The organism is Bacteroides cellulosilyticus (assembly GCF_020091405.1).
GTDB lineage: Bacteria > Bacteroidota > Bacteroidia > Bacteroidales > Bacteroidaceae > Bacteroides.
Window position 1 is genome coordinate 2944459 of sequence record NZ_CP081903.1, and the last position, 24740, is coordinate 2969198.

A 24740-nucleotide genomic window follows, 5' to 3' on the forward strand; every position below is an offset into this window, starting at 1 on the left:
ATTTGCTTTTGTGATTGACTGGAACTATATACTAAACCAAGTAGCTACCGTCGCCTTTGATATTATTTACTTTGGCGCTATCATCGGAACAATTGTTGTCATCATTCTCGACAATCGTAATCCGGTGAAGACACTGGCATGGATATTGGTATTGATGTTTCTGCCTGTTGTGGGACTGGTCTTTTACTTCTTTTTCGGGCGTAGCCGGAGGCGCGAGCGAATAATAGAGCAGAAGATTTATAACCGTCTGTTGAATAAACCGATGGTGGAATACCTGGCGCAGGATGCCACTACCTTGCCTATAGCTTATAGCCGGCTCATTTCTTTATTTCGCAATACAACCCAGGCGTTTCCTTTTGACGGCAACCGTGTAGAGACTTATACCAGCGGTGCTTCCATGCTGCAATCTCTGTTGCGGGAACTGGCTAAAGCCCGGCAACATATCCATATTGAATTTTATATTTTTGAGGATGATGCCATCGGGCGAATGGTGCGGGATGTACTGATAGAGAAAGTACGGGCGGGCGTTGAAGTGCGTGTCATCTATGATGATGTAGGATGCTGGCATGTGCCCAACCGTTTCTATGATGAAATGCGTTCGGCAGGTATCGAGGTACGCAGCTTTCTGAAAGTACGTTTCCCCCTGTTCACCAGCAAAGTGAACTATCGCAACCACCGTAAGATTGTTGTGATTGACGGGCGAATCGGTTTTGTGGGTGGGATGAATCTGGCAGAACGCTATATGCGCGGGTTTTCATGGGGCATTTGGCGCGATACGCATCTTTTATTGGAAGGCAAAGCCGTGCATGGCTTGCAGACCGCTTTCTTGCTCGACTGGTATTTTGTAGACCGTACTTTGATCAGTGCCTCCCGTTATTTTCCGAAGATGGAGGCATCGGGTAATTCGTTAGTACAGATTGTGACGAGTGATCCTATCGGTCCCTGGAAAGAAATTATGCAAGGATTGAGTATGGCTATTTCCGGTGCGAAGAAATATTTCTATATACAGACCCCTTACTTCTTGCCTACGGAACAGATACTGGCTGCCATGCAAACGGCTGCATTGGCAGGAGTTGATGTTCGCCTGATGCTGCCCTTGCGTGCGGACAATCGCCTTACGCATTTAGGTTCTTGTTCCTATCTGGCAGATGTATTGCAGGCTGGTGTGAAAGTTTATTTTTATAAGATAGGTTTTCTGCATTCCAAACTGATGGTGTCGGATGATGAACTTACTACTGTTGGCTCTACCAATGTGGACTTCCGCAGCTTCGAGCATAATTTTGAGGTGAACGCTTTTATTTATGATACTGAAACTGCATTGCAAATGCGTGAAATCTTTCTTCAGGATCAACGCGAGTGTGTACAGGTCTTTCTTAAAAACTGGGTGAAGCGTCCCTGGTGGCGGAAAGCTGCCGAGAGTGTGGTGCGACTGATGGCACCGCTTTTATAATGAAGAATGAAAAATGAAGAATGAAGAATTACCATGCGGCATCATTGCGCAGCTAATTCTTCATTCTTCATTCTTTTATTTTTCATTTAAATATCGAGAAGTTCACACTGCCATATACCCGTCTCTCTACAAAGTTCGGATGATCTTCGAAGTTATCTTTCTTTCCATGTTCCAATACAAGCAAGCCTTCCTCTTTCAAGAGATTGTTTTCGAAGATAAGATTAGGAATGGTTTCCAATCCCTGCAATTCGTACGGAGGATCGGCAAAGATAAAATCGAACTGTTCACGTCCTCCTTTGATGAATTTGAATACATCGCCACGGATAGGGATACATTTATCGGTCTTTACCTCTTGCATTATCTTACAGATGAAAGCATGGTGGTCCCGGTCCTTTTCAACGCTGATTACGCGGTCGCAACCCCGTGATACCAGTTCGATGCTGATGCTGCCGGTTCCTGCAAAGAGATCGAGTGCGGATACTCCGTCCTCAAAATCCAGATAATTGGCAAGTACATTGAACAGATTCTCTTTGGCAAAATCCGTTGTGGGCCGTGCCTTGAAAGTACGGGGCACGTCAAATCTTCTTCTTTTATATATTCCGCTGATTACTCGCATGTGGTTATTGCTTGTAGGTCGAGGTTAGTGGCAGGGTTCATGATGAATACCTGCCGGATGAATTTTCGTAGTTCACTGAGCAAAGCTTCTTTGTCGGACAATTCACCGGTGAGGTGCATTTCGTCACGTTCCTGTTCAAAGCCGAGTTGCTTCCATATATATAATAGGTAATAGATGCGGTCCGCTGTCTGTTTGCATTCAAAAGAGTTGGCAAGCAACAGGTGATTGCGGTCGTAGCAATACAGGTCGGCGGCATCTTTCCGCAGATGCACGTACATTTTCCGGCTGTTGCCCAGGCGACTTTTGCTGGAGAAATGTTCGATGAACGAACTTGCCTGTGAATAAAATCTTACATCGGGATATTGTTCGCACAGGAAAGAACGGGCACTCTTGTCCATACTGAACAATACTACGGCATTATTCTTCCGCAGAATGTTGTATTGCACAATTTCGTTTTCCCGCTTCGGGTGGTTATGATAAAAAAGTGTTTCCGTCTGTTCGTCTTCAAAGAACTCCAGCGGCACGAGGGTAAAGCGCTTGTCCGCCATGAGTATATTTACCCGGCGATAAGGGTGTTTAAGCCATTCCACTTCACGGAAAGTCTGTTTTAGATTGGCTGTGAGGGAGAGTGATTCTTCTACTTTCCGGTCAAAGAAAGAGAGCTCGCCTTCACCTAGAGGGTTGAATACAGAAAAAGAAAATCCATCCGCACTGAGGCGGATGGATAACGTATATTGTTCCGATTTACTAAAGTCAATCGTTTCTATCATACAGTGTTGCGGATAGGGAATTATTCCCAGTTACCTGCGTTATTGTTAGCAGTTTCCAAGCTACCGATCATCAGACCGCAGTATTTACCCAACTTAGTTTGTACGTCTTTCATGTTAGCAATTTCTTGCTTGTCCAGACCACCCAGGTAAGTTTCATACGGAGTCTTAACTTCGAGCAGACAGAAAGGAGCACCGGATTTAGCTGTATCGTTCTTGATAGCCATTTCGAATTGTGCGCCGCCACCGTAAGGAACATATCTCATGGAATCAGGATTGAAACCTTTGGGGAATATTGTATCCAATACTGCAACCCACATGGTGTCACGCTTGAAGTTTTCCAAGCCTGCTTTCTTTACTTCATCGTATTTGCCGGTTTTCTTAGCTTTGTTGATAATGGCAATAGCTTTTCTTTCTGTCATACCGTCTTCCAACTGCTTGTCATTCAATTCACCTTGTTTGAAGATGAACGGCAACTTCTGATTTTTAACGAAGTCAATCAAAGTGTCGAAACTTGCCGTGTACTGTTGGTGGTTCAAATTACGATACTCCTGCTGTGCTTTACGGATGTCCATTAAGCGGGCAATAACTGCCTTCTCTCTGTGCTTTCTAGCCTTTTCGAAATTAATAGGACCCATAACGCTGGTATAGCAGATGTAGATCAGTACCACTGCACACAAGCCTAAAACGATATTAAATACTGTTTTCATGATAAATATGTTTTTTAGTTGTTATATTCGTACCGCAAAAATAAAATAAATAATTCTAATGGCGATAGTTCCTGTAACTTTTTTCTATTACAAAAATGATAAATAACTATTTAGAAACGCAAATTAAGGAAAATTTTCCTTATGAACCAACTTTTGAGCAAGAAATAGTACTAAAATCATTAGCTGCCTTCTTGTTATCTCCCCGTAATGATGCGGTTTTTGTGCTGCGCGGATATGCTGGTACAGGAAAAACTTCGCTGGTCGGAGCGCTGGTACGGACATTGGATAAGTTGCAACAGAAGTCAATTCTGTTGGCTCCTACGGGGCGGGCGGCGAAAGTCTTTTCGGCTTATGCGGGGCATCCGGCGTTTACTATTCACAAAAAGATTTACCGTCAGCAGTCTTTCTCCAATGAGGTGAGTAACTTCTCTGTAAACGATAATTTGACTACTCATACCTTATATATAGTGGATGAGGCTTCGATGATTTCGAACGAGGGGTTATCCGGTGCTGTGTTTGGTACAGGGCGTTTGCTGGACGATTTGATACAGTTTGTTTATTCCGGTACAGGATGTCGATTGATACTGATGGGGGATACGGCGCAGCTTCCTCCGGTGGGTGAAGAACAGAGTCCTGCCTTGTTTGCCGAGGCATTGAAAGGTTATGGGCTGGAGGTGATAGAGGTAGATTTGACGCAGGTAGTACGTCAGGTGCAGGACTCCGGTATATTATGGAATGCTACCCAGTTGCGCCAACTTATAGCTGAAGATGCCTGCGAGAGTCTGCCAAAGATAAAGGTATCGGGGTTCGCTGATATAAAGGTAGTTCCGGGCGATGAACTGATAGATACGCTGAGTACTTGTTACGACCGTGACGGGATGGATGAGACCATTGTCGTATGCCGTTCCAATAAGCGTGCGAATATCTATAATAATGGTATACGCGCGCAAATCCTTTGGCGGGAAGATGAATTGAACACGGGCGACTTGCTGATGGTAGCAAAGAATAATTACTACTGGACTGAGAAAAGTAAAGAAATGGATTTCATTGCCAATGGTGAGATAGCTGTTCTTCACCGGATGCGTCGTACACGTGAGTTGTATGGTTTCCGTTTTGCGGAAGTTCTGCTCACTTTTCCTGATTACGGGGATTTTGAACTGGAAGTTAATCTATTGTTAGATACTTTGCATAGTGATGCGCCGGCTTTGCCTAAAGCGGATAATGACAGGCTGTTTTATGCTGTGCTCGAAGATTATGCTGACATTCCTGTAAAGCGCGAACGGATGAAAAAGATGAAGGCTGATCCGCATTATAATGCTTTGCAAGTGAAGTATGCTTATGCCGTTACTTGCCATAAAGCGCAGGGTGGGCAATGGAAGAATGTATTTCTTGACCAGGGGTATATGACGGATGAATATCTGACACCGGATTATTTCCGCTGGTTATATACGGCTTTTACCCGTGCTACAGGTACTTTGTATCTGGTGAATTACCCGAAAGAACAAATCGTATAAATAGCTGGGATTAAAAAAAATATCTGTTCGCATACAGTAATTAACTATTTACTGCATTTTCATTATACGAATCCGATATAAAAAGACTAAAACAATGAAACACATCTATTCTATTCTAATGTTGATTTCACTCTTGTTTGTGGGTACTGCATGCGAGGATGATTATCGTGATATGGTATTTTTTACGGGAGATGCGCCTATTTACCAGATTGGGACTTGTGATAACCTGATCGGTTCCGTAAATCTCTATCTGAGTAAACCGGAAGGCATTATTGTCGGTGTGGATGGAGGTGATGGCAACTATGCCATAATAAATGGTAACGATGCCGTGGTGACCGCTGCTTTTGTGAAAAATGAAAATGGCTATCAGCGCATATTGGTTACTCCTAAAGGAATAGGTGAGACTGCGATAACGGTAAAAGACGGTAGTGGTTCTTCGGCAATGCTGCGAGTGAAGGTAGACGAATGTGTGAAATTAGTTTGGTCTAAGGAGAAGGATGGTATTGTGGTTATTGGAGAAGCTACAGAAGAGCAAAAGAAGACTATAGCGGATGCATTCACTGATTTCTTTACCGTAAAGGTGGGAGGACGTTATGAGATGATACCGGATAATGAATCTGATTTGTGGGAAAAAGGAACCCTGCGTGTTCGTCCGGATGATTCTGCTATTGCCCCTTTAGTAGGACAATATGAAATGGTTCCGGTTGTTGAAGGTGAAGCGGAACGTTTAGGCCTGCTATTTAAGTATAATGATGAAGAGCATCTTTATACTTTCAGTGGCCCCAGTCTTACCAGGACGTCTGTAATGGACTATATGGACTTTTGGGAAGATGTTACCGAAATCTGTCCGGTGGAAGTCCCGACAGGATGTAAAGTTTATCATGTGGAACGTCTAAAGCCACGTAATCAGAGTGGAGAATAATTGAAAAAGATATACTAATCTAACCTTTTTTGTCAAGAGAGAATTTATGTATGTTTAATGGAACGGGAGGGCTTCGGCTTTCCCGTTTCTAAATCTTCCAGAGAAAAGCCCTGGTATTCTATTTGATAATCTGTATATTTCTTGACTATCTCTGCCGCTTTATTCTCTAAAATGTGTAGGTTGATTCGTTCTCTATTCCGCTTTACTTCTCCTATCAGTAGTCTCTTCTCAAAATCGTTCACGGCAATGATGTCTATTTCGTTTTCTCCTTTCCGGTCCCAGTAGCTTTGCACGTCTGAATAGGACTTTGATTCGGCCAGTAATTGCCGGAAATACTTTTCGAGTACATAGCCGCTATACGTTTCATAATCACGCTCTACTATTTGACGTACATAGTCCAAGTTTCCAATTTCTACCGCACTGCGATACTTATAGATGAAGCGGAACCAGAATTGCAGGAAGTTATCCACAATCCGGTATTTGTTGTTCCGGCTTCCTTCCTTAGCCATGAATGGGCGTACGCGACGGATGATGTTGTATTCGTTCTCTAACTTATCCAGATAGCCACCGATGGGCATGTTCAGTGTACTTTCAATATCTCCGCGCGCTGTCTTAGAAGAAGCAATCAGTGCAAGGATCGAGAAATAGTTGTTATAGTCTCTGCCGAACTCTTCTATCAGTACATCTTTACCTTCCTCCAGAAAGTAAGAACCGGGAGACAGTACCGCTTTTAATATTTTCTCTTTGGTGAATGCCTTGCGGATGACCAGTTGCTCGATATATTTGGCCACACCACCGGTAAGCAGATAGAAAGCCAGCAGGTCTTCAGGCTTATAATCGGGATAATTATCGGTAAGGATTGCTTTCAGTGTACTGATTTCGAACGGATGAATATGCATCCGGGCAGTTGCTCTGCCATAGAGAGGTTCTTTCGAATTCTCGAATATTTGCTTCATCATTGAATAGATAGAGCCGCAAATCACTAAATTTATCCGGCTTTCTTCTTTATTGGCATCCCAGATATTCTGCATATCACTGAACAGTGAGCGACTGATGTTCCTGAATTCTTGAAATTCATCAATGATAAGTGTAAAATTCTTACGCTTGGAAAGTTGCATCAGTACTTTAAACAGTTGAGCGAAACTACTGAAACGACCGAAAGTCTCTCCCAGCTTTGCTTCTATCTCTTCCGTGAATTCCTCACAGAGCAATATTTCGTTTTTCCGCCCGATAAAGAAATAAAGCACCGGCGTTGCGATGAAAGCATTCCGCAATAACGTTGTTTTTCCTACACGTCTGCGTCCCACCATCATTGTCATTTGTGCCGATTCGGCGGACATTGCTTCAATTTCCCGCAGGATTTCCAGTTCCTGCACTCTATCGTAGAATTTCATAATCTTCCTCCTTAATTTGCCTGATTAGCGCAACGGCGGTTACTGTAACCGTGGTTGCGCTAATGGCAAAGATAGGGATTGTGGAGAGATTGGCAAAGGAATTGCCGACTATTTTTTTAGTTGACATTTGGCGGCAATGATACTTCAGGCTAATTTAATTCTACGGGCTGAACTATTAGAACTATTTACGGGGAAAGTGATATTTATATACAAACCATTCTTTTATATAGGGATGACTTATTGCTGATAATCAAATGATTGCAAGATACTGATTTCTTGTTTACAAGGTATTAAGAGTTTGTCGACAAGGAGTTAACTTCTTGTAGACAAACTCTTAATACCTTGTAGGCGGGAAATAGGATGCTTTTTAGTTTCTTTACATAATGTCTGCAAAGGGGATTAAACGATTACTATTGCAAGCATTCTTCCTTTAGAATGCGAGTGAATTTCTCTGCACCGACGTCGGAGAGATGGTTCACATCGAAAAAGTCGTCATAGAGCCGGTGGGGGGGCGGAACTACCCGGGCGTTTTATTTTCTCCGGTAGGAGAAAAGTTTTTTCCCAATAGGAGAAAAATAATTCAATAACCCGTTGGCGGAATTAATTCGTTTAAGTGACAAGTCGTTTTTTTAACGATACTAAAGATGTAGTCGCTTCAATAAATAAAAAGCTCCGCTTTCGACAGATTACAGGGCGTGCGCATTATAATCTGTCAAAAGCGGAGCTTCTATATTAATTATGTATAAGCTGGAAAGCGAATCAGATTCCGGCAAGTTCCAGTACCTTTTCTATTGCTGCATTCAGCCCGTCAATGTTCTTTCCACCTGCTGTTGCAAAGTGAGGTTGGCCGCCGCCGCCGCCTTGAATCAGTTTGGCAGCTTCCTTCACCAGGTTTCCGGCTTTCAATCCGCCGGCTACGAGGTTATCACTCAACATTACTGTCAGCATCGGTTTTCCTTCATTGATCGTTCCGGCAACGAAACACAGGTTTTCTGTAATCTCGCCACGCAGTTGGAACGCAATATTCTTAATGCTTTCTGCAGGTATCGGAGCACAAATCTTAATTACTTTTATGCCGTGGATTTCCTGCATGTTTTTCAGCAATCTTTCCTTTATCTGTGCCTCTTTCTCCCTCATGAAGTCTTCCATCTGTTTCTTCAATCCGGCATTCTCTTCAATGTACTTGCGAATGGTTCCGGCCAAGTCGGGTGCATTGTTGAAGAGTGCTTTCAGATCTTTCAGGGTATCTTCGATGGTGTCCATCAATTCCTCTACGCGTGCACCGGTGTAAGCTTCGATACGGCGTACGCCGGCGGCAACGGAACTTTCCGATACAATCTTTATCATACCGATGTTTCCGGTAGCGGCAACGTGTGTACCTCCACAGAACTCAACGGATGAACCGAACTGAATAACACGCACATGGTCGCCGTACTTTTCACCGAACAAGGCGATAGCACCCAGTTCCTTGGCATCTTCAATAGGAATATTGCGGTATTCCTTCAAAGGTATGTTGGCACGGATTTTAGCATTCACCAGATGCTCTACCTGGCGGATTTCTTCGTCTGTCACTTTCTGGAAGTGAGAGAAGTCGAAACGCAGTGAGTCGGGGCTTACTAAAGAACCCTTTTGCTCTACATGCTCGCCCAGTACTTCGCGGAGTGCAGAGTCCAGCAAGTGGGTAGCCGAGTGATTGGCTGCACAGGCAGCACGTTTGTCGGTATCTACGCAAGCCATCATCGGAGCTTCCGGATGTGCGGGCAATTTCTTGGTGATATGTATCGGAAGGTTGTTTTCCTTCTTTGTATCAATTACTTCAATCGTTTCGAATTCGCTGACCAATACACCTGTATCACCCACCTGACCACCGCTTTCGGCATAGAACGGGGTATAGTCCAGTACGATCTGATACAATGTCTGATTTTTCTGTTTCACTTGACGGTAGCGGAGGATGCTTGTTTCATATTCCGTATAGTCGTAACCTACAAATTCAGTAGTTCCTTCTTTCAGTGTGATCCAGTCGCCGGTTTCTATGGCAGCGGCATTGCGGGCACGTTGTTTCTGCTGTTGCATCTCGGCATCGAACTCCTTGATGTCGGCAGTCATACCGTTTTCACGGAGAATCAGTTCCGTCAGGTCGAGCGGGAAACCGAAAGTGTCATATAAGGTAAAGGCATCCTTACCGCTGATTTCTGTCTTTCCGGCGGCTTTGGCGTCAGCCATCGTCTTATCCAGCAAGCGGATACCGGTTTCCAGTGTGCGGAGGAAAGAGTCTTCTTCTTCTTTAATAACCTTGCTGATCAGTTCTTTCTGTGCTTCCAGTTCAGGATAAGCCTCACCCATATTCTCAATCAGAACCGGCAGTAATTTATACATGAATGCCTGTCTCTGCCCCAGGAATGTATAACCGTAACGAACTGCGCGGCGCAGAATACGGCGGATTACATAACCTGCCTTTGCATTCGAAGGCAATTGTCCGTCTGTAATGGAGAAAGCGATTGTGCGAATGTGGTCGGCAATCACACGCATGGCGATGTCTTGTTGGTTGTCTTTGCCATAGGTAGTGCCTGCCATATCAGCGATGGCTTTCAATATCGGCTGGAACACGTCCGTATCATAGTTTGAAGTCTTGCCTTGTAACGTGCGTACCAAGCGCTCAAAGCCCATACCCGTGTCGATAACTTTGGCGGGAAGTCCTTCCAGACTCCCATCAGCTTTACGGTTGAATTGCATGAACACAAGGTTCCAGATTTCAATAACCTGCGGGTGATCCTTGTTCACCAATTGGCTGCCCGGAACTTTGGCTTTCTCTTCTTCCGAACGTGAGTCTATATGTATCTCGGAACACGGACCACACGGGCCTGTATCGCCCATTTCCCAGAAGTTATCATGCTTGTTACCGTTGAGGATATGGTCTTTCGGAAGGTGCTGTTCCCAAAAGGCAGCAGCTTCATTGTCCCGTTCCAAGCCTTCTTCGGGGCTACCTTCGAATACGGTGGCATACAGATTCTTAGGGTCTATCTTCAGTACATCCACCAGATATTCCCATGCCCAGTTGATAGCCTCTTTCTTAAAGTAGTCACCGAACGACCAGTTACCCAGCATCTCGAACATGGTATGGTGGTACGTATCGTGTCCTACTTCTTCCAGGTCATTATGTTTTCCGCTAACGCGTAGGCATTTCTGCGAGTCCGCGACTCTTTTATATTTTGCCGGGTGGTTCCCCAAAATAATATCTTTAAACTGGTTCATCCCCGCATTAGTAAACATCAGTGTCGGGTCATCTTTAATTACCATTGGAGCCGAGGGCACTATCTGATGGCCTTTGCTCTCGAAGAAACTCTTGAATGAGTTCCGGATTTCATTTGCAGTCAACATACTCTTCTATTTATCTTAATCTGTTACTATCTTCTGTTCGCTATTATCTACTAACTACTTGCTACTTAGTATTAATATTCTTGAAAAAACTGTGCAAAGATAGCTTGTTTTTATTACTTTTGCCGTATTAATGAGCGAAATATTTCCAAAAGATGCGCAAAGTTTACTACATTTATAATCCACAGACGCAGACTTATGACCGTATTTACCCTACTGTCCGGCAACGGATGGTGAGTCTCCTGCGCCGTTTGTTTATCGGCATGGGCTTAGGGGCAGGTAGTTTCATTATTCTGCTGATTATCTTCGGTTCACCTTCCGAGAAAGAGTTGAGGAAGGAAAATAGCCAACTTTTAGCGCAATATAATGTGCTTTCCCGTCGTCTGGACGAGGCAATGGGGGTGTTGCAGGATGTGCAGCAGCGTGATGATAACCTGTATCGGGTTATATTTGCGGCTGACCCTGTACCTTCGGCTATTCGTCAGGCAGGGTATGGCGGCACTAACCGTTATGAACACCTGATGGATATGGCGAACTCCGATCTGGTAGTGAATACAACTCAGAAGATGGATATGCTCAGCAAGCAACTCTATATCCAGTCACGTTCCTTCGATGATGTGGTGGATATGTGTAAGAGCCATGATGAAATGTTGCGTTGTATCCCGGCTATCCAGCCTGTTTCCAATAAAGACCTTCGCAAAACAGCTTCCGGTTACGGAACGCGTATCGACCCTATTTACGGAACTACAAAATTCCATGCAGGTATGGACTTCTCGGCACCTTTGGGTACGGATGTTTATGCCACAGGAGATGGTACGGTGATACAGATGGGGTGGCAAACCGGATATGGTAACCGGATTGTGGTAGATCATGGATTTGGTTATCAGACTGTATACGCGCATTTGCGTGATTTCCGTACTAAGGTCGGAAAGAAGGTGGTGCGCGGTGAAGTCATTGGCGGGGTAGGCAGTACGGGAAAGAGTACAGGCCCTCACTTGCATTATGAAGTTCATGTAAAAGGTCAGGTAGTCAACCCTGTCAACTATTATTTTATGGACTTGAGTGCTGAGGATTACGACCGGATGATACAGATTGCTGCCAACCATGGTAAAGTTCTCGATTAACAGCTATGGATAAAGACCTGAAATTATATTATTCCATCAGTGAGGTAGCCCAGATGTTCGATGTGAACGAGTCCTTGCTTCGTTTCTGGGAGAAAGAGTTTCCACAACTTTCTCCGAAGAAGGGAAGTCGTGGGGTGCGGCAATACCGCAAAGAGGATATTGAAACTGTGAAGCTGATCTATCATCTGGTGAAGGAACGGGGAATGACATTACCCGGTGCCCGCCAGCGAATGAAGGACAATAAAGAAAACACTCTTCGTAACTTTGAAATTGTAGATCGTCTGAAAGCTATTCGTGAAGAACTGCTCAATATGAAGAGAGCCCTTGACGGATTTACTTATGAACAGGTGGAGGAACTGAAAAAAGATATTCAGCAGGGATAAGAGAATTGCAATAAATGAAAAGCGGATTGAGAACTACACGATGTAGACTTCAATCCGCTTTTATGTTATAGAAACTGCTTTACTTAGAATTCGAAACCGAACTTGATTCCGATACCATTTATTGACTCATTATCATAGTAATAGTAGCTGTTATAGTAGTATTCGTAATCATATTCTTGATATGCATATTCCAGTTTAAGATTCAGTGCCATTTTTTTGGCAAGGGCGAAGCGTACACCTATACCCAATGTAACAAAGGCCCCCTCTACATCACCAGCGGCATAACCGCTTTTAATATCAGCAAACGGAGTAATCTTGTTTTTGGTAAAATTTGCTCTGAAGCTGGCAAATATGGGAACAGAGTATAAATCTGCGTCCGTATAGTAATTTATTCCCAAACCACCTCCGACAAACAGATAATTGTTAAACTGATAACCATGTGTAGTTGATAAGGTAAATCTGTTAGCATTAGAATCACTCAAATCAAAAATGTAACCGGTTTCAACAAAGCCCTTATACCCTCTCAAAGTACTACTCTTTTTCCCGAAATTCTGGTATTTATTCTTTGAAGTACCTACTTCTTTCGTGATTTTCTCAACTTCATTCATTGGATAGGCAAATATGCTTCCATCAGCAGTTTGTATTTTCAGTGAACTGTTGGGTATTTGTTCGACAATAATGCCGCGAATAATACTTCCATTTTTCAAATAAACAACTTCGGTATAGTTTTGTGCTGCGCAGTGAAGGCTGATACCTACTAGTAAAGTGAATAATAATAGTAATTTTTTCATTGTATTTTGTTTTTAGTATATTTATTGGTGTTAGAGGTTGTTAATAACCTTATGGATGGAGCCTGCCCAATAATTACGCAGCCCGAAACCTCTTGCTTTACCACCGGTTGCCCAGTCCTGTATTATTTCTTTCGTTTCCGTATTGAAGAATACTACTTGATAAGAACCGTATGCTTCTGCTTTGTTCAGTAATTTGGCAATGATAACCAAGCCAATACCCGGTTTCTTTTGCGTGGGAAGTGCGTTTACAATTTGCTTAATCTGATCTTCACTCAGCACATAGCTTGCATTGGTCGTCATCAATTCTTGTGGATCGATAGCTTCATTGACCTGATTGACAGCATCGAGTGAGATTTCATTAACTCTTACTTTCAGCTTCTTACTTACGTCATATTTCTTGGCTTCGGTAATGAACAATTGGTTAATTCCATCAAATGCCACTTTAAATTGTGCCGGGGTTTCTGCTGCGCCAAATACTTTAGCCGCTGAATAGTCCACTCCATAGAAATTGATACTTTCAACTTCTTTAAGGAAGTTCTTGTTTTGTCCGAAACAAATCATGCTTGTTGCAAGGAACAGAAGGGTGAATAACTTTTTCATACAATTAATAATTTAGAATCAGTACTCAGTTTATTATTCTGTCAAAATTAGAAATTAGTTATCGTAAATCAAAGAATTTGATGCTTTTTCTACTCATCGGAGGCATTTGTATCTGGGAGATATATTCTGCCGGTTCAAACCGGATAGTAGGAGCTACCCGTATTTTAGACCGGAATAAATCTTTAATTTCTTTGGCAAAGCTTTCGCTGTTCTCGTCACTGCCAATCCGAATCAGTATCTCGTCTGTACCTAACTTGTTGGTGTACACCTCAACAACATAGTTCTTTACCCGGGGAATATCATCTAATATGTCGAATAATGCAGGTGGATACAGAGTTGTTCCTTTGTATTTTATCATTTGTCCTTTTCGTCCCAGCACGGAACTTAACCGGATGGTGTTTCTGCCACATGCACAAGGTTCCGTATATTGGTAACAGATATCTCCGGTTTTGAAACGAAGTAAAGGCATGCCTTCCACCCCTAAGGTGGTAATGGTTACTTCTCCCGGTTCTCCTGCTTTCACCGGAAGGTTCTTGTCATCCAGAAATTCTACAATGATAAGCTCGGGTTGCAGGTGTCCGCCATGGAATTCGGAACATTCGGTGAAGGACGATTGCATTTCCGTAGAGGCATAAGTGGAATAGAGTTGGAGTGACGGCCACTTTTCGCTGATACGCTGTCCAAGGGTGTTCAATGTAAAGTCAGGGTTGCGCAGTGCTTCGCCGATACATACACACTTCTTCATAGAACAGGTGTTATGATCAATTTGATTTCTTTCGGCAAACTCTATCAATTTAATCAGGAATGAAGGAACGACCATGCCGCAGGTAGGGTGAATACGGTGAATGGTATCCCATTGCAGTTCCGGTATACCGTTGCCTACACGGGCTACTCCCATACCGAGCTCTCTGGCTCCCAAGTAGTACGCCAGCCCTGCCATGAAGCGGCGGTCTATGGTAGTCATCAGTTGCAGTATATCGTGTCGGCTGCATCCGGCAGTATTGAAAGACAAATACTCGTTGTATGCCAGACGGTCCAGATCTTTGGAGGTCAGTACAAAAGTAACCGGATCTCCTAAAGTTCCGGAAGTGGTGACATAGTCGATAATATCATCCGGGTCTACACAGATGAATTCACTATTATGTAGTTGCAGGTCTGTTTTGGTGGTAACGGGAATTTGTTGGAGGTCTTCTATCTTCTTGATTCGGGTGATGTCTATGGAATGTTCTTTGAACATTTGCTGATAGAAGCGGGAATGTGCCTGCAAGTAAGCCAAGGTTTCAGTGAGTCTGGCTTCCTGATACAATTTAATCTCTTTAGGAGAACGAAACTGTATGTTTGGATTCTTTTCCATATTATTGGTTTTTGTTGATTTTTTGTTGGATTCGTACTTTTTCTGCTTGTTTGGGTATGGGCATTGTTAGTGCTTTCTGCCAATAGGTTATAGCTGTATCTGTTTGTTGTATTGCAGCATAATAATCTCCCAATACTTCGTAAACGTAATAGAACGAAGGATTGGATGCTTCATAAAGATTCAGGACTTTTGTTTCTATTGTTTCTTTCCGTTGGGTCTTTTCCCGGATGAGCTTCGTTAGCTGTTTATAAGCCATGAACTGTTTGTAGCTTGCTTGCCTGATAAAGTTGTCTTCGGGAATAGTCAGATTCAAAGTGGCGATTTCGTGATGGAAATCTATGGTATCGCTGAATATTTTGTTCAGATCGTATGCCATATACTTGCCGCATTGCCAGGGAGAAGTGGATACATACATGATCTGCTTCTCTGGCAGGAAAATAACAGAGTGATGGGCTATGAGTTGATTGATAGCCATTTCATTACCCATGCCCAAATCAATATTGTCCACTCCTTTTTGGTTGCGGAGTATGGAAGCAGCTTTCATCGGGTCGATAGGATTATTCTCTTTCAACAGTTCTTGCAGACGGGCAAAACGATAGGGACTATCGGAAGTAGCAATGTTTTCCTTATTGCGTTCATCGTTGCGGAAGGTCTCTGATTGATAATGGTTTGTACAAATAATCTGATTACCGCCACTCGTAAAGAGTGCCGTTTTCTCCGGTGACTTTTCAATGATAGCGGCTCTGCCATCCCGCGCAGAACCGATCAGTATGGATTCGGAAACAAATGTTTTCCGCTTCAAGGCGATGGCATAAGCTTCATCAATTGTTGAGGCATATTGCAGTATCTCTCTGGTCAGGATAGAGATAGGAGTGGCGGAAGCAGTCGGCATGTCCGATTTTGCAGCATTGATAGTCACCGTGAGTCCGGTTTCATTCATGCCCGAAAGTACACCGATCATACCCGGCCAACCTACAGATGCAAATTTATAGCTTTGCTCGAGCTGATAAAAAGATACCAGTTTGTTGTGTGCAAACTTATCCCCCATGTAAAAATCAAAATTGCGTCCGATGATGAGGGAAGAGTCGGCACTGTTTTCTCCCCAGGTGGCAAAGGAACTGCAACCTACCAACATGTAATCTTGCATGGCATGTCCCAGATCGTGAGCCGAATGATAATTGAGCTGGCGTTCGTAGGGAGTACCGATAAAGTCGTACTCATGGGTACAGGAGAGCGAAATGCCATAAATTTCATCTCTGAACTCTTCCGGGACATTCTTTCCTAAATTACGGTTGAAAAGTACGATGAAGAAGCGGAGGAATTTAAGATAGTTGTCAGAAGGTACGATTTCGCGTATCTGGTCAACGAAGACTTTTTCCTGATAGTATAGCAAATCAGAAGAAAGTTTGCCTATGGCCTCACCGCGCTGGAATGCGTCGCCACTCACCTTCAATTCCCACAGACCACTGTTGCTTTGCCGCAGATAATTGCCCGCATATTCCCGAAGACTATCTGTCTGTACCAATTCTCCGTTGGCTTTTGGGGTGTAGTCGGGAGTCAGCATATCCGCAGAGAAATAGAGTATGCTAACAAAGAGGATAATGGCAAGGAGAAGTACCCCTATGCCACATGCCGTATATTTAATTGTTTTCTTTACTATCTTATGCATGGCCTATTCGTTTAGCTAAATATTCATGTCCGAGTAATTCGCCGCAAGTGATGATGGAGGTTAATGTTACTCCTAAAGCACCGTGGACATTCAGGTTCTGTCCTGTGAGAAATAAGTTTCCCAGTTTGGTTCGGGTGGAAACAAAGCCGATTTGCGGACATTTGTAATCTTTGATAATTCCATAGGCGGAACCGTCACAAGTACCCGTAAAGTCTCTGTAGCTAAGTGGAGTAGTGGTATACATAGTCTCGATGTGATCGGTAAAATCGATCCCGTGGCTTTTGATGAACTCCAACAATTGCCTGGCTTTTTCCATTTTGAAGGCTTTATAGTCTTCACCTCGTTGTTCGGGAAGTGTATCCTGCCAGGCGGACAGTTCATCTATATACATGGGAGTCAGAATGGAAATGACGTCTGCATAATCACTGTTGCGGGAAGATGCTTGTGTGGAGATCATGCAATTGGTGGTATATCCCATATTGACTTTCTTATCATACCATACATCGTTGTCTCCATGCAGATAGAGGTTTTGATTCTGATACGGGTAACTTTTCTCTTTCATAATCAGATAAAGAGTGAAAATGCCGTATGTGTTTTCTAAAGAATTGATACGGGAGATATAGGCATTTTTGATACAGCGGGTTTTGTCCAGCAAGGTTAATGTTTGTTTGGGGTGTACGTTAGAGATGATGTACTTGCTTTCTATCCGCTCTGCATGGTTTATCTCTACCCCTGCTACCTGATTGTTCTCTACAATGATACGGGTGACTTCACTGTTGTTCAAAACTGTTCCGCCATGAGTGCGTATTACATTTATCATTTCAGAGGCCACTTGCATACTTCCGTCAATGAACCGATAGGCTCCTTGTATGTAGGAGTTGTTAATCATGGCGTGTTCATAGAAGTTGGAATGTTCTCTTAAACCACCATACAGAAGTGCCGAGCCGGCCAATACCGATTGCAAATCAGGATTGGTGGTAATCTTATCTATCATTCCTGCTGCTGAGGTATTGAAGAACTTCATTCCTTCAGTAGAAATAATACCTTTCTTCAGATTGTCCACACTGATCAGGTTGCCTACTTCTTTCAGTAACGTTGTATATTGCCGGAGATTTTCTTTTTCGTGAGGAAATGATTGGCAAAGGGTATCGGTAAAGCGTTCGTATCCCATTGCGTAATCATATACGTGATTCTTATAGAAAATCTTATCAAAAGCATTTTCATCCAGTTTCCGGACTTTGAGGTGCCCCATGATTCCTACATACCGGAAAAACTGATTCATGACTTGTCCTTCGTCCAGACTACCTATGTAATGAATTCCTGTATCCAACAAATGTCCTTTCCGGCGATAGGTCTGAAAGCATCCTCCAAACAGTTCGTTCTTTTCGAGCACACATACGTTATACCCTTCTTTACTAAGTATGGCTCCACATTCAAAGCCACCTAATCCGCTTCCAATGATGATGATGTCATACTTACTCATGGCAATTGCTTTTTAAGTATATAGATGGTATTCGATGTATATTTATCGTTTCGGATAGTCTTTACTTCCATTCCACACTCCCGGGCTATGCTTTGAATTTGAGCTTCGGAGGTGAAGCAGAGCTCATCCGTAGTGCGATTGAACTTGACAACTTGGGTAGAGAGAACTTCCGTGAGGCGGGTTAGCCGATGTTTATGGGTCTCAGCGGAATTTCCATCACGTACGATAATCATTCCTTCAGGACGAAGAAGATTGGCGCATCTCACTAGCAAGTCATGTTGATGTTCATAACTCATGTAATGCAATACATCATTCAGGATGAAGACATCACTTTCCGGGAACTCATAAACCGATGCGTCAGCATGTTCAAAGCGAAGGTTTTCGCCACGAAGCCAGCCGTGTTGAGCTATAGCTATTTTATCTTCATCATAATCGATTCCTACTATTTGCCTTTCTTTGGATATCATAGACAGCATATAACACAGAGGACCGAGACCACAACCGATATCCGTAATCTGTCCTTTCATCGGAATCAGTTGATTGAATAACTGGTAATTGTGTTCCATCTTTACTTTGATGCGGATGTACCACTCGATGACAGGACTTTTATAGATATAGTTCAGTACCAATGCCTCATAAAATGCCGGATTCGCCGGTGTATTCTTTTCCAGGCAAATACGTGCATATTCTTCTTTCATGTAGGAAGAGATGCGCTTGGTACGTTCCTGATAGGTCGTTCCGAATGAATCATCGTTATAAAGTATGCGAGGCAATATTTTAGAGTAAATAATGCCTTTGCGGACATAGAAAGGTTGTGCCTTGGCTATAATCTCTCCATTGCCGTATAGCAGAATAGGAATAATATCCAATTGCAGAGTTTTTGATAAATAGAAAGCACCTTTATGGAAACGTTTCATCTTGCCGTCATAGGTCCGGGTACCTTCGGGGAAAATGGCGATGGAGTATCCTTCTCTTACTTTTTCCCGCATCCGTTCCACACAAAGTTCATATCCTTCGTCTACATGGAAGAAACCTGCATATTGAATAATTTTTCCAAATACCGGGGAGTTCCATACCCAGTGATTGGTTATCATGATAATCTTCGGGGAAAAAGATAATAACTCCAGGATATCAATGAAAGACTGATGGTTAGCTATTATGATAGCCGGTTTTTTGAATGTCTCATTGGTTACGTTGATGTGTTCTTTACGTACGAATGTTGCTACTGTCAATATACCTTTGCAAGTAATGTTGATAATCCGGCAAACAAGCTGTTGCTTATAACCGCGGCGTACCGGAATGAGGTATAATAAGAAAATGAAAATTCTCAGAATGATGCATCCTGTAACGAAGAGCATGAAAAGGATGATCGTGCGGAGTAAGCCTATCAAGGTATACGGGGGTAATCCCTTGGAAGCCGGTTTAGCAATAAAGAACTGGAAAATAATAGGTTGTATGGTATAGGCTACTAATACCACCGCTGCCATTCCAAGGATGGAAATCAGTGAAATGGATTGCAGGGCGGGATGTTTGGCAAATACTAAAGTTCCCATTCCCACAACGGCTGTGAATGCAGAGAAGAAAATAGCTGTCTTATGGGAATTCAAGATCGCTTTTCCTGTCCGGTATTTGTTTTGGAGTCCATCCATGATGAAGATACTGAAGTCGTCTCCGATACCGAAAATGAAAGTAGAGAGGATAATATTGATAATGTTGAATTCGATACCCAGAATCCCCATCAGGCCCAAAATAATGGTCCAGCTGATAAGCATAGGCAGGAAACTGATCAGGGTTAATTCTATACGCCCGTACGAAATCAATAGAGCCAGGAATATAAGGAATGAAGAAATATAAAGTATCAGGTAAAAGTCATTATTGATGGCAGAGACCCATTGATTAGTGAAATAACTCCGGTCGAAGACTACAACATCCGTATTATCCTTGAATTGTTGATAGACTTCTTCCTTATTATCATCAGTGATGCGTACCTGGGTAACGAGCATCGTGATGGAGTCAGCACTTGTTTGCCATTCGTTCAGTAGGGTAGTGGCAATGCTATTTGTATCGTCCTGATAATTATAGGGCTGGAATGGGTGTTCTAACCATTGGTAAAATGCATTGAAACTACCTTCCCGGAAGTGATAGGTACGGGCGGCGTCTTCTATGTATTTGCGAATAGTTGGTATCTTTCCCGACTCTCCCCAATACTGGTTCCATTGTTCCAGACGCTTTTGCTGTTCTTCCGGTGAAATTAAGAATTGCTCGGCAGATGCATACGCTTTAATAAGTCCCTGCTCTTTAAAAGTGGATAAGTGCTGATTGGTATTTGCATAACTTTCGAGTGCTTCCGTCATGTTCTTACCTACGCTGACAAAAAGCACGGTTTTCTCTTGGGCATTGAAAAGATGCTCCAGTTTAGCCTCTGCCTGTTTCAAGTGTTGAGGCTCATAGTTGAGGCTCATCATGTCTTCGTTAAACTTTACTTTCTGTGAAGTAAACACGCTGATGAGTGTAATAATAACGATGCCGCCTACCAACCACTTGTTCTTTTCATAAGGATAGGCATTGATTTTTTCAATAAAGCGTAAGACCCTGCCTTGCTTCACATCAGCTTGTCCTTTCAGGAAGTGCGGAAGATAAATGAGACAGAAAAGAGTAGTACCGATAAGCGCCAGGGAAGCAAACAAACCAAAATCGCGCAGTAGTTCGGAGGTGGTAAAAGTAAGTCCGAAGAATGCACCAATTGTAGTGAAACTGCCTACTGTAAGCGGATAAGTTATTTCTTTAATCAATTGCTGGACGGTAGAAACATGATTTTGATGAGCCAGCATGTGTATGGAGTAGCTCAGCGCAATACCCAGAATAGCCGATCCGGCACCTACGGCAATTGCAGAAATATATCCCTGAATAAAGTAGATCAGGCATAAAGCGAACAATCCCCCGAATAAAACGGGAGTGACAATGAGAGGGATTGATTTCTTGTGCTTAAATACCAGCGAGATGAAAACAATGATAATCAGCAGTGCGATCGAAGAAGTAATAATGGTATCCTTTTTAATCTGCCGTGCATTATAGACACTGACAGAGGGACCTCCAAAGTAAGATGCATGAATGGAAGGATACTCTTTCTGAACCTGTTGCAACTCATTTTCAAGTATTCGGATCAGATTTTCATTCTCACCGGTACTTCCTGTTCCGAATACCGGAGTCATAAACATCAACAATGTATTTCCATCCTTCGAAAAGATGTGTCCGTTGTTGATTTCATAATTGGTTTCCAACTGAAAATCCTGCAGATGCTTTAATACGTTATTCCCAAGTCCTAACGGGTCTCTTTGTATATAACTTCTCAATGCTATACCTGCGGGAGAAAGAAGGTTGGTATAGTTCTTTCGCATCATGGCTTCTATGCCTTCCTGCGTTAAGAGTGAGTCGAAGTGCTGATAGTCTTTTTCCGTCAGGAACAGCGGAAGATTTTCATAGACAAAATCTGTTGCTGTTTCAATGGTTGTTTCATCTACTTCCGAAAAGATATCTTTAATCCAGGTTTGGTTAGACTCTTCTAATAAGTTTTGTTTCAGTTGGTCTCCGGCCTCTATCATTAAATCCGGAGTTACTGTAGAGTCGGCAGGAGAGATTAAGATGATAATCTTATCCTTTATTTTTAGGTTATCAAATACTTTGGTGATGCTCTGGCTGTTTTTCTTATCAGGAAAGAAACGGGTCACATTCTCTTCAAACCTGACTTGCCAGGCGAAGTACCCCATAAAAAGGACACAAACACAGAGTGACAAGTAGAAGAGAACTTTGTGTCTTTGAAAATAATTATATAGTCTGATAAAGAACTGAGTCATGTTGTTTTCGGCCTTCTGTATATAGTAAGCAGGCTGATCGTTATAATACCTGCCAGTATACTACAAGCGGTTGCAAAGATAACACTTCCAATTAAATATTGCTCTAAAACCGATTTCACATTTTCAAATGAAATATCGGTAAGATGAAGTTCAACCGGCCTGTTCAGGACTTTACATCCTGTCAGGTAACTGCCATATAACAGGAAAGGAATCATGGGAGGAATACTGATATTAGCTGCTACAATAGCTATTACTTTGTTGAGTTTAAGCACATGAGCCAAAAACAAAGTGGCAAGCATCTGGTATCCCCAAATCGGGACTATTCCCATAAATACACCTAACATAATGGCATAGGTAATCTTCAGATTCGATTCTTCGGACTGTGTAATGTGAGTCCGGAAGAATTTCCGGCAATTACTCCAGGTTAGTTTCCGAAAGAAGTTACGCGGATAAATCCAGAGGAAAGTAATGAACACTAAGAAGGTATTCAATATGCTGATGCGAGTGAAATCCCGGAAAGGACGGAAGTGGGAGACACGTTCTTCCTGAGGCGGATAATAGACATGTATGGGTATATTGCGGACTGTAGTTCCTCCCCATACTGCAAAGACCAGTGCTTCAAGCTCAAATTCATATTTAGCGGTATAGTAGAATCTCTGCACATTGATTTTATGTAGTGGATAGAGCCGGTAACCCGATTGGGTATCCTGAAGCTTTACTCCGGTTTCAAGTTTAAACCAGAAGTTGGAGAATTTATTGGCAAAAGTATTCTTGCCCGGCATATTGTCCGAAGTCAGATTACGGGCGCCTACCAGCAACGTATCCGGTTCTTTTTCTATTTCTTCCATGAAAATAGGAATGTCCGAAGCAAAATGCTGTCCATCGGAATCTATAGTGATGGCATATCGGTAGCCGGCTGCTTTGGCCTGCTTCAATCCGTTTTTCAAGGCAGTTCCTTTTCCTTTATTGGTAGGATGGGTGATGATATGCAGGTTCGGATAGTTTTCCAGAAGAGTAGGGGTGCTATCGGTAGAGCCGTCATTGACAACGATGATATCTTCTACATAGAAGAGTACATCTTCAATTACGGTAGTCAGCGTCTTTTCATTATTGTAGGTAGGTATAATAACTACAATACCAAGTTGCCTGGCTTTCTCATGCCATAGTTCCTCGCTACGTTCTTCCATATTTATTTGACGATTAGTTGTGCTTTTAATTTGATACAGATATCTTTTGAGGATGCTCCTTCAGCCAGAATCTGGAATGTATCCGTTTCGTTATTCTTGATAGTCAATGAGAGCTTTAATTCCGGTGTTTCATTCGGATTAATAACAGAAAGAAACTTGCATGAGGCTATTTGCTTGTATTGTAGGGGAGCTTGCTGTATTTTCTCTATGCACTCCTTTATTATTTGCAGCATACAAACGCCCGGAACTACGGGCTGTTGTGGAAAGTGTCCGTTATAAATAGCATGTTGTGGGTTGAGCATGACTTGCACTACCCAGTCTGTTTCATTGATATGCTCAGAGTGCGTGACTTTATAGAAATTGGAAAGAAGTTCAGCCATATTAGTTTGGGTTTTCTTTTAATTTGTCCAACTGTATACTTAGTCGCAGCCAGGGATGTTTGATTTTTATCTGTTCGGGATGTCCTGACGCGAACTCCGATAGATAGAATACTGATTTTCCAAATCCTCTGCCTGTGACTCTTTTTTCAAAGGTACCACTTTTCTTTTTGATGCGGATATTCTTTCCACTTAAAAATAGATTCCTGAAGTCTGTTTCCAGTAATAGCAGCATTTTCTTTTTCTTCATGGGCTCTATGCAGCTGTTGACGTGAAATTCATTTTCCCGGAGTGAAAAATCAAAAAGACTGAGGCCGAAGTAAGTAGATGCCAATATTCTTATTTCATTATCCGGCAATTTCCGTACAATTAATAAACCGCTGAAGTGATGCTTCATGAAGTCTAACTGCATATTGTATTTTTGCGAATATTCTTCAGCGCAAATGATAGGTGTCACATAAGATGTGGCATCTCCGGCTATTGTTTTTGAGGAGCCGCAGGAAGTGAATAGATACAGAATAAAGATCAGATTAGCGAATAGAAAACTTTGTTTCATCTTTCAAAGCATTAAATCTCTTGTTGTAAAACTCATATTCCGTATAATTGGTGGCTGTTTCGGAAAGACGTAATTTGTAAACCGACATATCTTTCTTATCCAGATATATCTCAATTTCCGAAATGTAGGCTTGTATGGCTTTATTGACCGGCTTAATCTTCACTATATAATAGGAATCATTTTCAAAATATTCCAGTTTGTAATCGGAAGACATTTTTGAGAGATCGCCTATCATGCAAGCTGTGAGCATATCTTGCATTTGATTCATCATCTTATTGGCGGTTAGGCTCATAACGCTCTTTTTACCGTCCGATACAATTTTAAGCCGGGAGTCGTTTATCACTATTAGGTAGTTGACGGGTTGGGCGTATTCCATACGTATTTTGCCACTCTTTTGATAATAGAATTTTCCTTTGGAGGTTACCTTCTCATCCAGAATATCCAGGTACTTCACTTGTGTAAAGTCACTTTCAATGGACTGCATGGCTTGTGCTTCCTTTGCCAGACGGTTTTCAAAATCCTGGGTATGGATTAGCTTCTTCATTGTCTGGGCATGGGTATAGGAAATACCCAATATGATTGATAATATTATTAGTATGGTTCTCATAATGCTT

The 24740-nt window shown here is 42.5% G+C and carries 20 protein-coding genes; 5 read left to right on the forward strand and 15 right to left on the reverse strand.

The annotated features are described in order from the left end of the window. Positions 1-10: 10 nt before the first annotated feature. Positions 11-1450, forward strand: a complete 1440-nt coding sequence (cls, locus tag K6V21_RS10525; RefSeq protein WP_022210507.1) for a cardiolipin synthase — start codon at positions 11-13, stop codon at positions 1448-1450. 82 nt (positions 1451-1532) lie between these two features. Here cls and K6V21_RS10530 read toward each other — a convergent pair whose 3' ends face one another. From K6V21_RS10530 to K6V21_RS10540, 3 genes are read right to left on the reverse strand one after another with little or no spacing between them, the layout of a single operon-like run. Then, a complete protein-coding gene (locus tag K6V21_RS10530) occupies positions 1533-2066 on the reverse strand; it encodes an RsmD family RNA methyltransferase (RefSeq protein ID WP_217715455.1) in 534 nt (177 codons plus the stop codon). Further along, positions 2057-2836, reverse strand: a complete 780-nt coding sequence (locus tag K6V21_RS10535) for a DUF3822 family protein (protein WP_217715454.1) — start codon at positions 2834-2836, stop codon at positions 2057-2059. The genes K6V21_RS10530 and K6V21_RS10535 overlap by 10 nt, the downstream gene beginning before the upstream one ends. A gap of 20 nt (positions 2837-2856) precedes the next feature. Further along, positions 2857-3543 (reverse strand): hypothetical protein, encoded by a 687-nt coding sequence (locus K6V21_RS10540; RefSeq protein ID WP_217715453.1) that lies wholly within the window; start codon positions 3541-3543, stop codon positions 2857-2859. 95 nt (positions 3544-3638) lie between these two features. Here K6V21_RS10540 and K6V21_RS10545 point away from each other — a divergent pair, with 95 nt between their 5' ends. Further along, positions 3639-5057 (forward strand): ATP-dependent RecD-like DNA helicase, encoded by a 1419-nt coding sequence (locus tag K6V21_RS10545; RefSeq protein ID WP_224321737.1) that lies wholly within the window; start codon positions 3639-3641, stop codon positions 5055-5057. Between the two features lie 94 nt (positions 5058-5151). Next, positions 5152-5979: a hypothetical protein gene (locus K6V21_RS10550; RefSeq protein WP_224321738.1), complete on the forward strand. Its 828-nt coding sequence runs from the start codon at positions 5152-5154 to the stop codon at positions 5977-5979. A 44-nt stretch (positions 5980-6023) separates the two neighbouring features. Here K6V21_RS10550 and K6V21_RS10555 read toward each other — a convergent pair whose 3' ends face one another. Continuing rightward, complete coding sequence (locus K6V21_RS10555) at positions 6024-7373, reverse strand: ATP-binding protein (protein WP_224321739.1); 1350 nt, start codon at positions 7371-7373, stop codon at positions 6024-6026. A 759-nt stretch (positions 7374-8132) separates the two neighbouring features. Next, positions 8133-10751 (reverse strand): alanine--tRNA ligase, encoded by a 2619-nt coding sequence (gene alaS / locus K6V21_RS10560; RefSeq protein WP_224321740.1) that lies wholly within the window; start codon positions 10749-10751, stop codon positions 8133-8135. 152 nt (positions 10752-10903) lie between these two features. Here alaS and K6V21_RS10565 point away from each other — a divergent pair, with 152 nt between their 5' ends. Together K6V21_RS10565 and K6V21_RS10570 are read left to right on the forward strand one after the other, a co-directional pair. Next, the gene (locus K6V21_RS10565; RefSeq protein ID WP_007215113.1) at positions 10904-11872 is read left to right on the forward strand and encodes a M23 family metallopeptidase; all 969 of its coding nucleotides are present in this window, start codon (positions 10904-10906) and stop codon (positions 11870-11872) included. Between the two features lie 5 nt (positions 11873-11877). Beyond that, the gene (locus tag K6V21_RS10570) at positions 11878-12255 is read left to right on the forward strand and encodes a MerR family transcriptional regulator (RefSeq protein WP_217715448.1); all 378 of its coding nucleotides are present in this window, start codon (positions 11878-11880) and stop codon (positions 12253-12255) included. A gap of 83 nt (positions 12256-12338) precedes the next feature. Here the strand turns inward: K6V21_RS10570 and K6V21_RS10575 are convergent, their stop codons facing one another. From K6V21_RS10575 to K6V21_RS10620, 10 genes are read right to left on the reverse strand one after another with little or no spacing between them, the layout of a single operon-like run. Next, a complete protein-coding gene (locus tag K6V21_RS10575) occupies positions 12339-13046 on the reverse strand; it encodes a hypothetical protein (RefSeq protein ID WP_217715447.1) in 708 nt (235 codons plus the stop codon). Between the two features lie 30 nt (positions 13047-13076). Beyond that, positions 13077-13646 carry a hypothetical protein gene (locus tag K6V21_RS10580; protein WP_217715446.1) on the reverse strand — a complete coding sequence of 190 codons (570 nt, stop codon included), beginning with the start codon at positions 13644-13646 and terminating at the stop codon, positions 13077-13079. Positions 13647-13704: 58 nt separating this feature from the next. After that, entirely contained in the window at positions 13705-15000 is a 1296-nt protein-coding gene (locus K6V21_RS10585; protein WP_224321741.1) for a phenylacetate--CoA ligase family protein, read from the reverse strand. Between the two features lies 1 nt (position 15001). Further along, positions 15002-16669, reverse strand: a complete 1668-nt coding sequence (locus tag K6V21_RS10590; protein WP_224321742.1) for a C45 family autoproteolytic acyltransferase/hydolase — start codon at positions 16667-16669, stop codon at positions 15002-15004. Continuing rightward, positions 16662-18152, reverse strand: a complete 1491-nt coding sequence (locus K6V21_RS10595) for a phytoene desaturase family protein (RefSeq protein WP_224321743.1) — start codon at positions 18150-18152, stop codon at positions 16662-16664. Before K6V21_RS10595 ends, K6V21_RS10590 begins: the two co-directional genes overlap by 8 nt. Continuing rightward, positions 18149-22006 carry a trifunctional MMPL family transporter/lysophospholipid acyltransferase/class I SAM-dependent methyltransferase gene (locus tag K6V21_RS10600; protein ID WP_224321744.1) on the reverse strand — a complete coding sequence of 1286 codons (3858 nt, stop codon included), beginning with the start codon at positions 22004-22006 and terminating at the stop codon, positions 18149-18151. The genes K6V21_RS10595 and K6V21_RS10600 overlap by 4 nt, the downstream gene beginning before the upstream one ends. Continuing rightward, entirely contained in the window at positions 22003-23193 is a 1191-nt protein-coding gene (locus tag K6V21_RS10605; RefSeq protein WP_044262475.1) for a DUF2062 domain-containing protein, read from the reverse strand. The genes K6V21_RS10600 and K6V21_RS10605 overlap by 4 nt, the downstream gene beginning before the upstream one ends. A 2-nt stretch (positions 23194-23195) precedes the next feature. Beyond that, on the reverse strand, positions 23196-23573 hold the full coding sequence (locus K6V21_RS10610; RefSeq protein ID WP_224321745.1) for a hydroxymyristoyl-ACP dehydratase: 378 nt from the start codon (positions 23571-23573) through the stop codon (positions 23196-23198). Between the two features lies 1 nt (position 23574). Then, a complete protein-coding gene (locus K6V21_RS10615; RefSeq protein WP_224321746.1) occupies positions 23575-24126 on the reverse strand; it encodes a hypothetical protein in 552 nt (183 codons plus the stop codon). Next, positions 24101-24733: an outer membrane lipoprotein carrier protein LolA gene (locus tag K6V21_RS10620; protein WP_224321747.1), complete on the reverse strand. Its 633-nt coding sequence runs from the start codon at positions 24731-24733 to the stop codon at positions 24101-24103. Before K6V21_RS10620 ends, K6V21_RS10615 begins: the two co-directional genes overlap by 26 nt. Between the last annotated feature and the right edge of the window lie 7 nt (positions 24734-24740).

Bases quoted from the DNA above. Each gene is read 5' to 3' on its own strand.
- K6V21_RS10530 (WP_217715455.1), bottom strand. From the start codon at position 2,066: ATGCGAGTAATCAGCGGAATATATAAAAGAAGAAGATTTGACGTGCCC.
- K6V21_RS10535 (WP_217715454.1), bottom strand. From the start codon at position 2,836: ATGATAGAAACGATTGACTTTAGTAAATCGGAACAATATACGTTATCC.
- K6V21_RS10540 (WP_217715453.1), bottom strand. From the start codon at position 3,543: ATGAAAACAGTATTTAATATCGTTTTAGGCTTGTGTGCAGTGGTACTG.
- K6V21_RS10545 (WP_224321737.1), top strand. From the start codon at position 3,639: ATGATAAATAACTATTTAGAAACGCAAATTAAGGAAAATTTTCCTTAT.
- K6V21_RS10550 (WP_224321738.1), top strand. From the start codon at position 5,152: ATGAAACACATCTATTCTATTCTAATGTTGATTTCACTCTTGTTTGTG.
- K6V21_RS10555 (WP_224321739.1), bottom strand. From the start codon at position 7,373: ATGAAATTCTACGATAGAGTGCAGGAACTGGAAATCCTGCGGGAAATT.
- alaS (WP_224321740.1), bottom strand. From the start codon at position 10,751: ATGTTGACTGCAAATGAAATCCGGAACTCATTCAAGAGTTTCTTCGAG.
- K6V21_RS10565 (WP_007215113.1), top strand. From the start codon at position 10,904: ATGCGCAAAGTTTACTACATTTATAATCCACAGACGCAGACTTATGAC.
- K6V21_RS10570 (WP_217715448.1), top strand. From the start codon at position 11,878: ATGGATAAAGACCTGAAATTATATTATTCCATCAGTGAGGTAGCCCAG.
- K6V21_RS10575 (WP_217715447.1), bottom strand. From the start codon at position 13,046: ATGAAAAAATTACTATTATTATTCACTTTACTAGTAGGTATCAGCCTT.
- K6V21_RS10580 (WP_217715446.1), bottom strand. From the start codon at position 13,646: ATGAAAAAGTTATTCACCCTTCTGTTCCTTGCAACAAGCATGATTTGT.
- K6V21_RS10585 (WP_224321741.1), bottom strand. From the start codon at position 15,000: ATGGAAAAGAATCCAAACATACAGTTTCGTTCTCCTAAAGAGATTAAA.
- K6V21_RS10590 (WP_224321742.1), bottom strand. From the start codon at position 16,669: ATGCATAAGATAGTAAAGAAAACAATTAAATATACGGCATGTGGCATA.
- K6V21_RS10595 (WP_224321743.1), bottom strand. From the start codon at position 18,152: ATGAGTAAGTATGACATCATCATCATTGGAAGCGGATTAGGTGGCTTT.
- K6V21_RS10600 (WP_224321744.1), bottom strand. From the start codon at position 22,006: ATGACTCAGTTCTTTATCAGACTATATAATTATTTTCAAAGACACAAA.
- K6V21_RS10605 (WP_044262475.1), bottom strand. From the start codon at position 23,193: ATGGAAGAACGTAGCGAGGAACTATGGCATGAGAAAGCCAGGCAACTT.
- K6V21_RS10610 (WP_224321745.1), bottom strand. From the start codon at position 23,573: ATGGCTGAACTTCTTTCCAATTTCTATAAAGTCACGCACTCTGAGCAT.
- K6V21_RS10615 (WP_224321746.1), bottom strand. From the start codon at position 24,126: ATGAAACAAAGTTTTCTATTCGCTAATCTGATCTTTATTCTGTATCTA.
- K6V21_RS10620 (WP_224321747.1), bottom strand. From the start codon at position 24,733: ATGAGAACCATACTAATAATATTATCAATCATATTGGGTATTTCCTAT.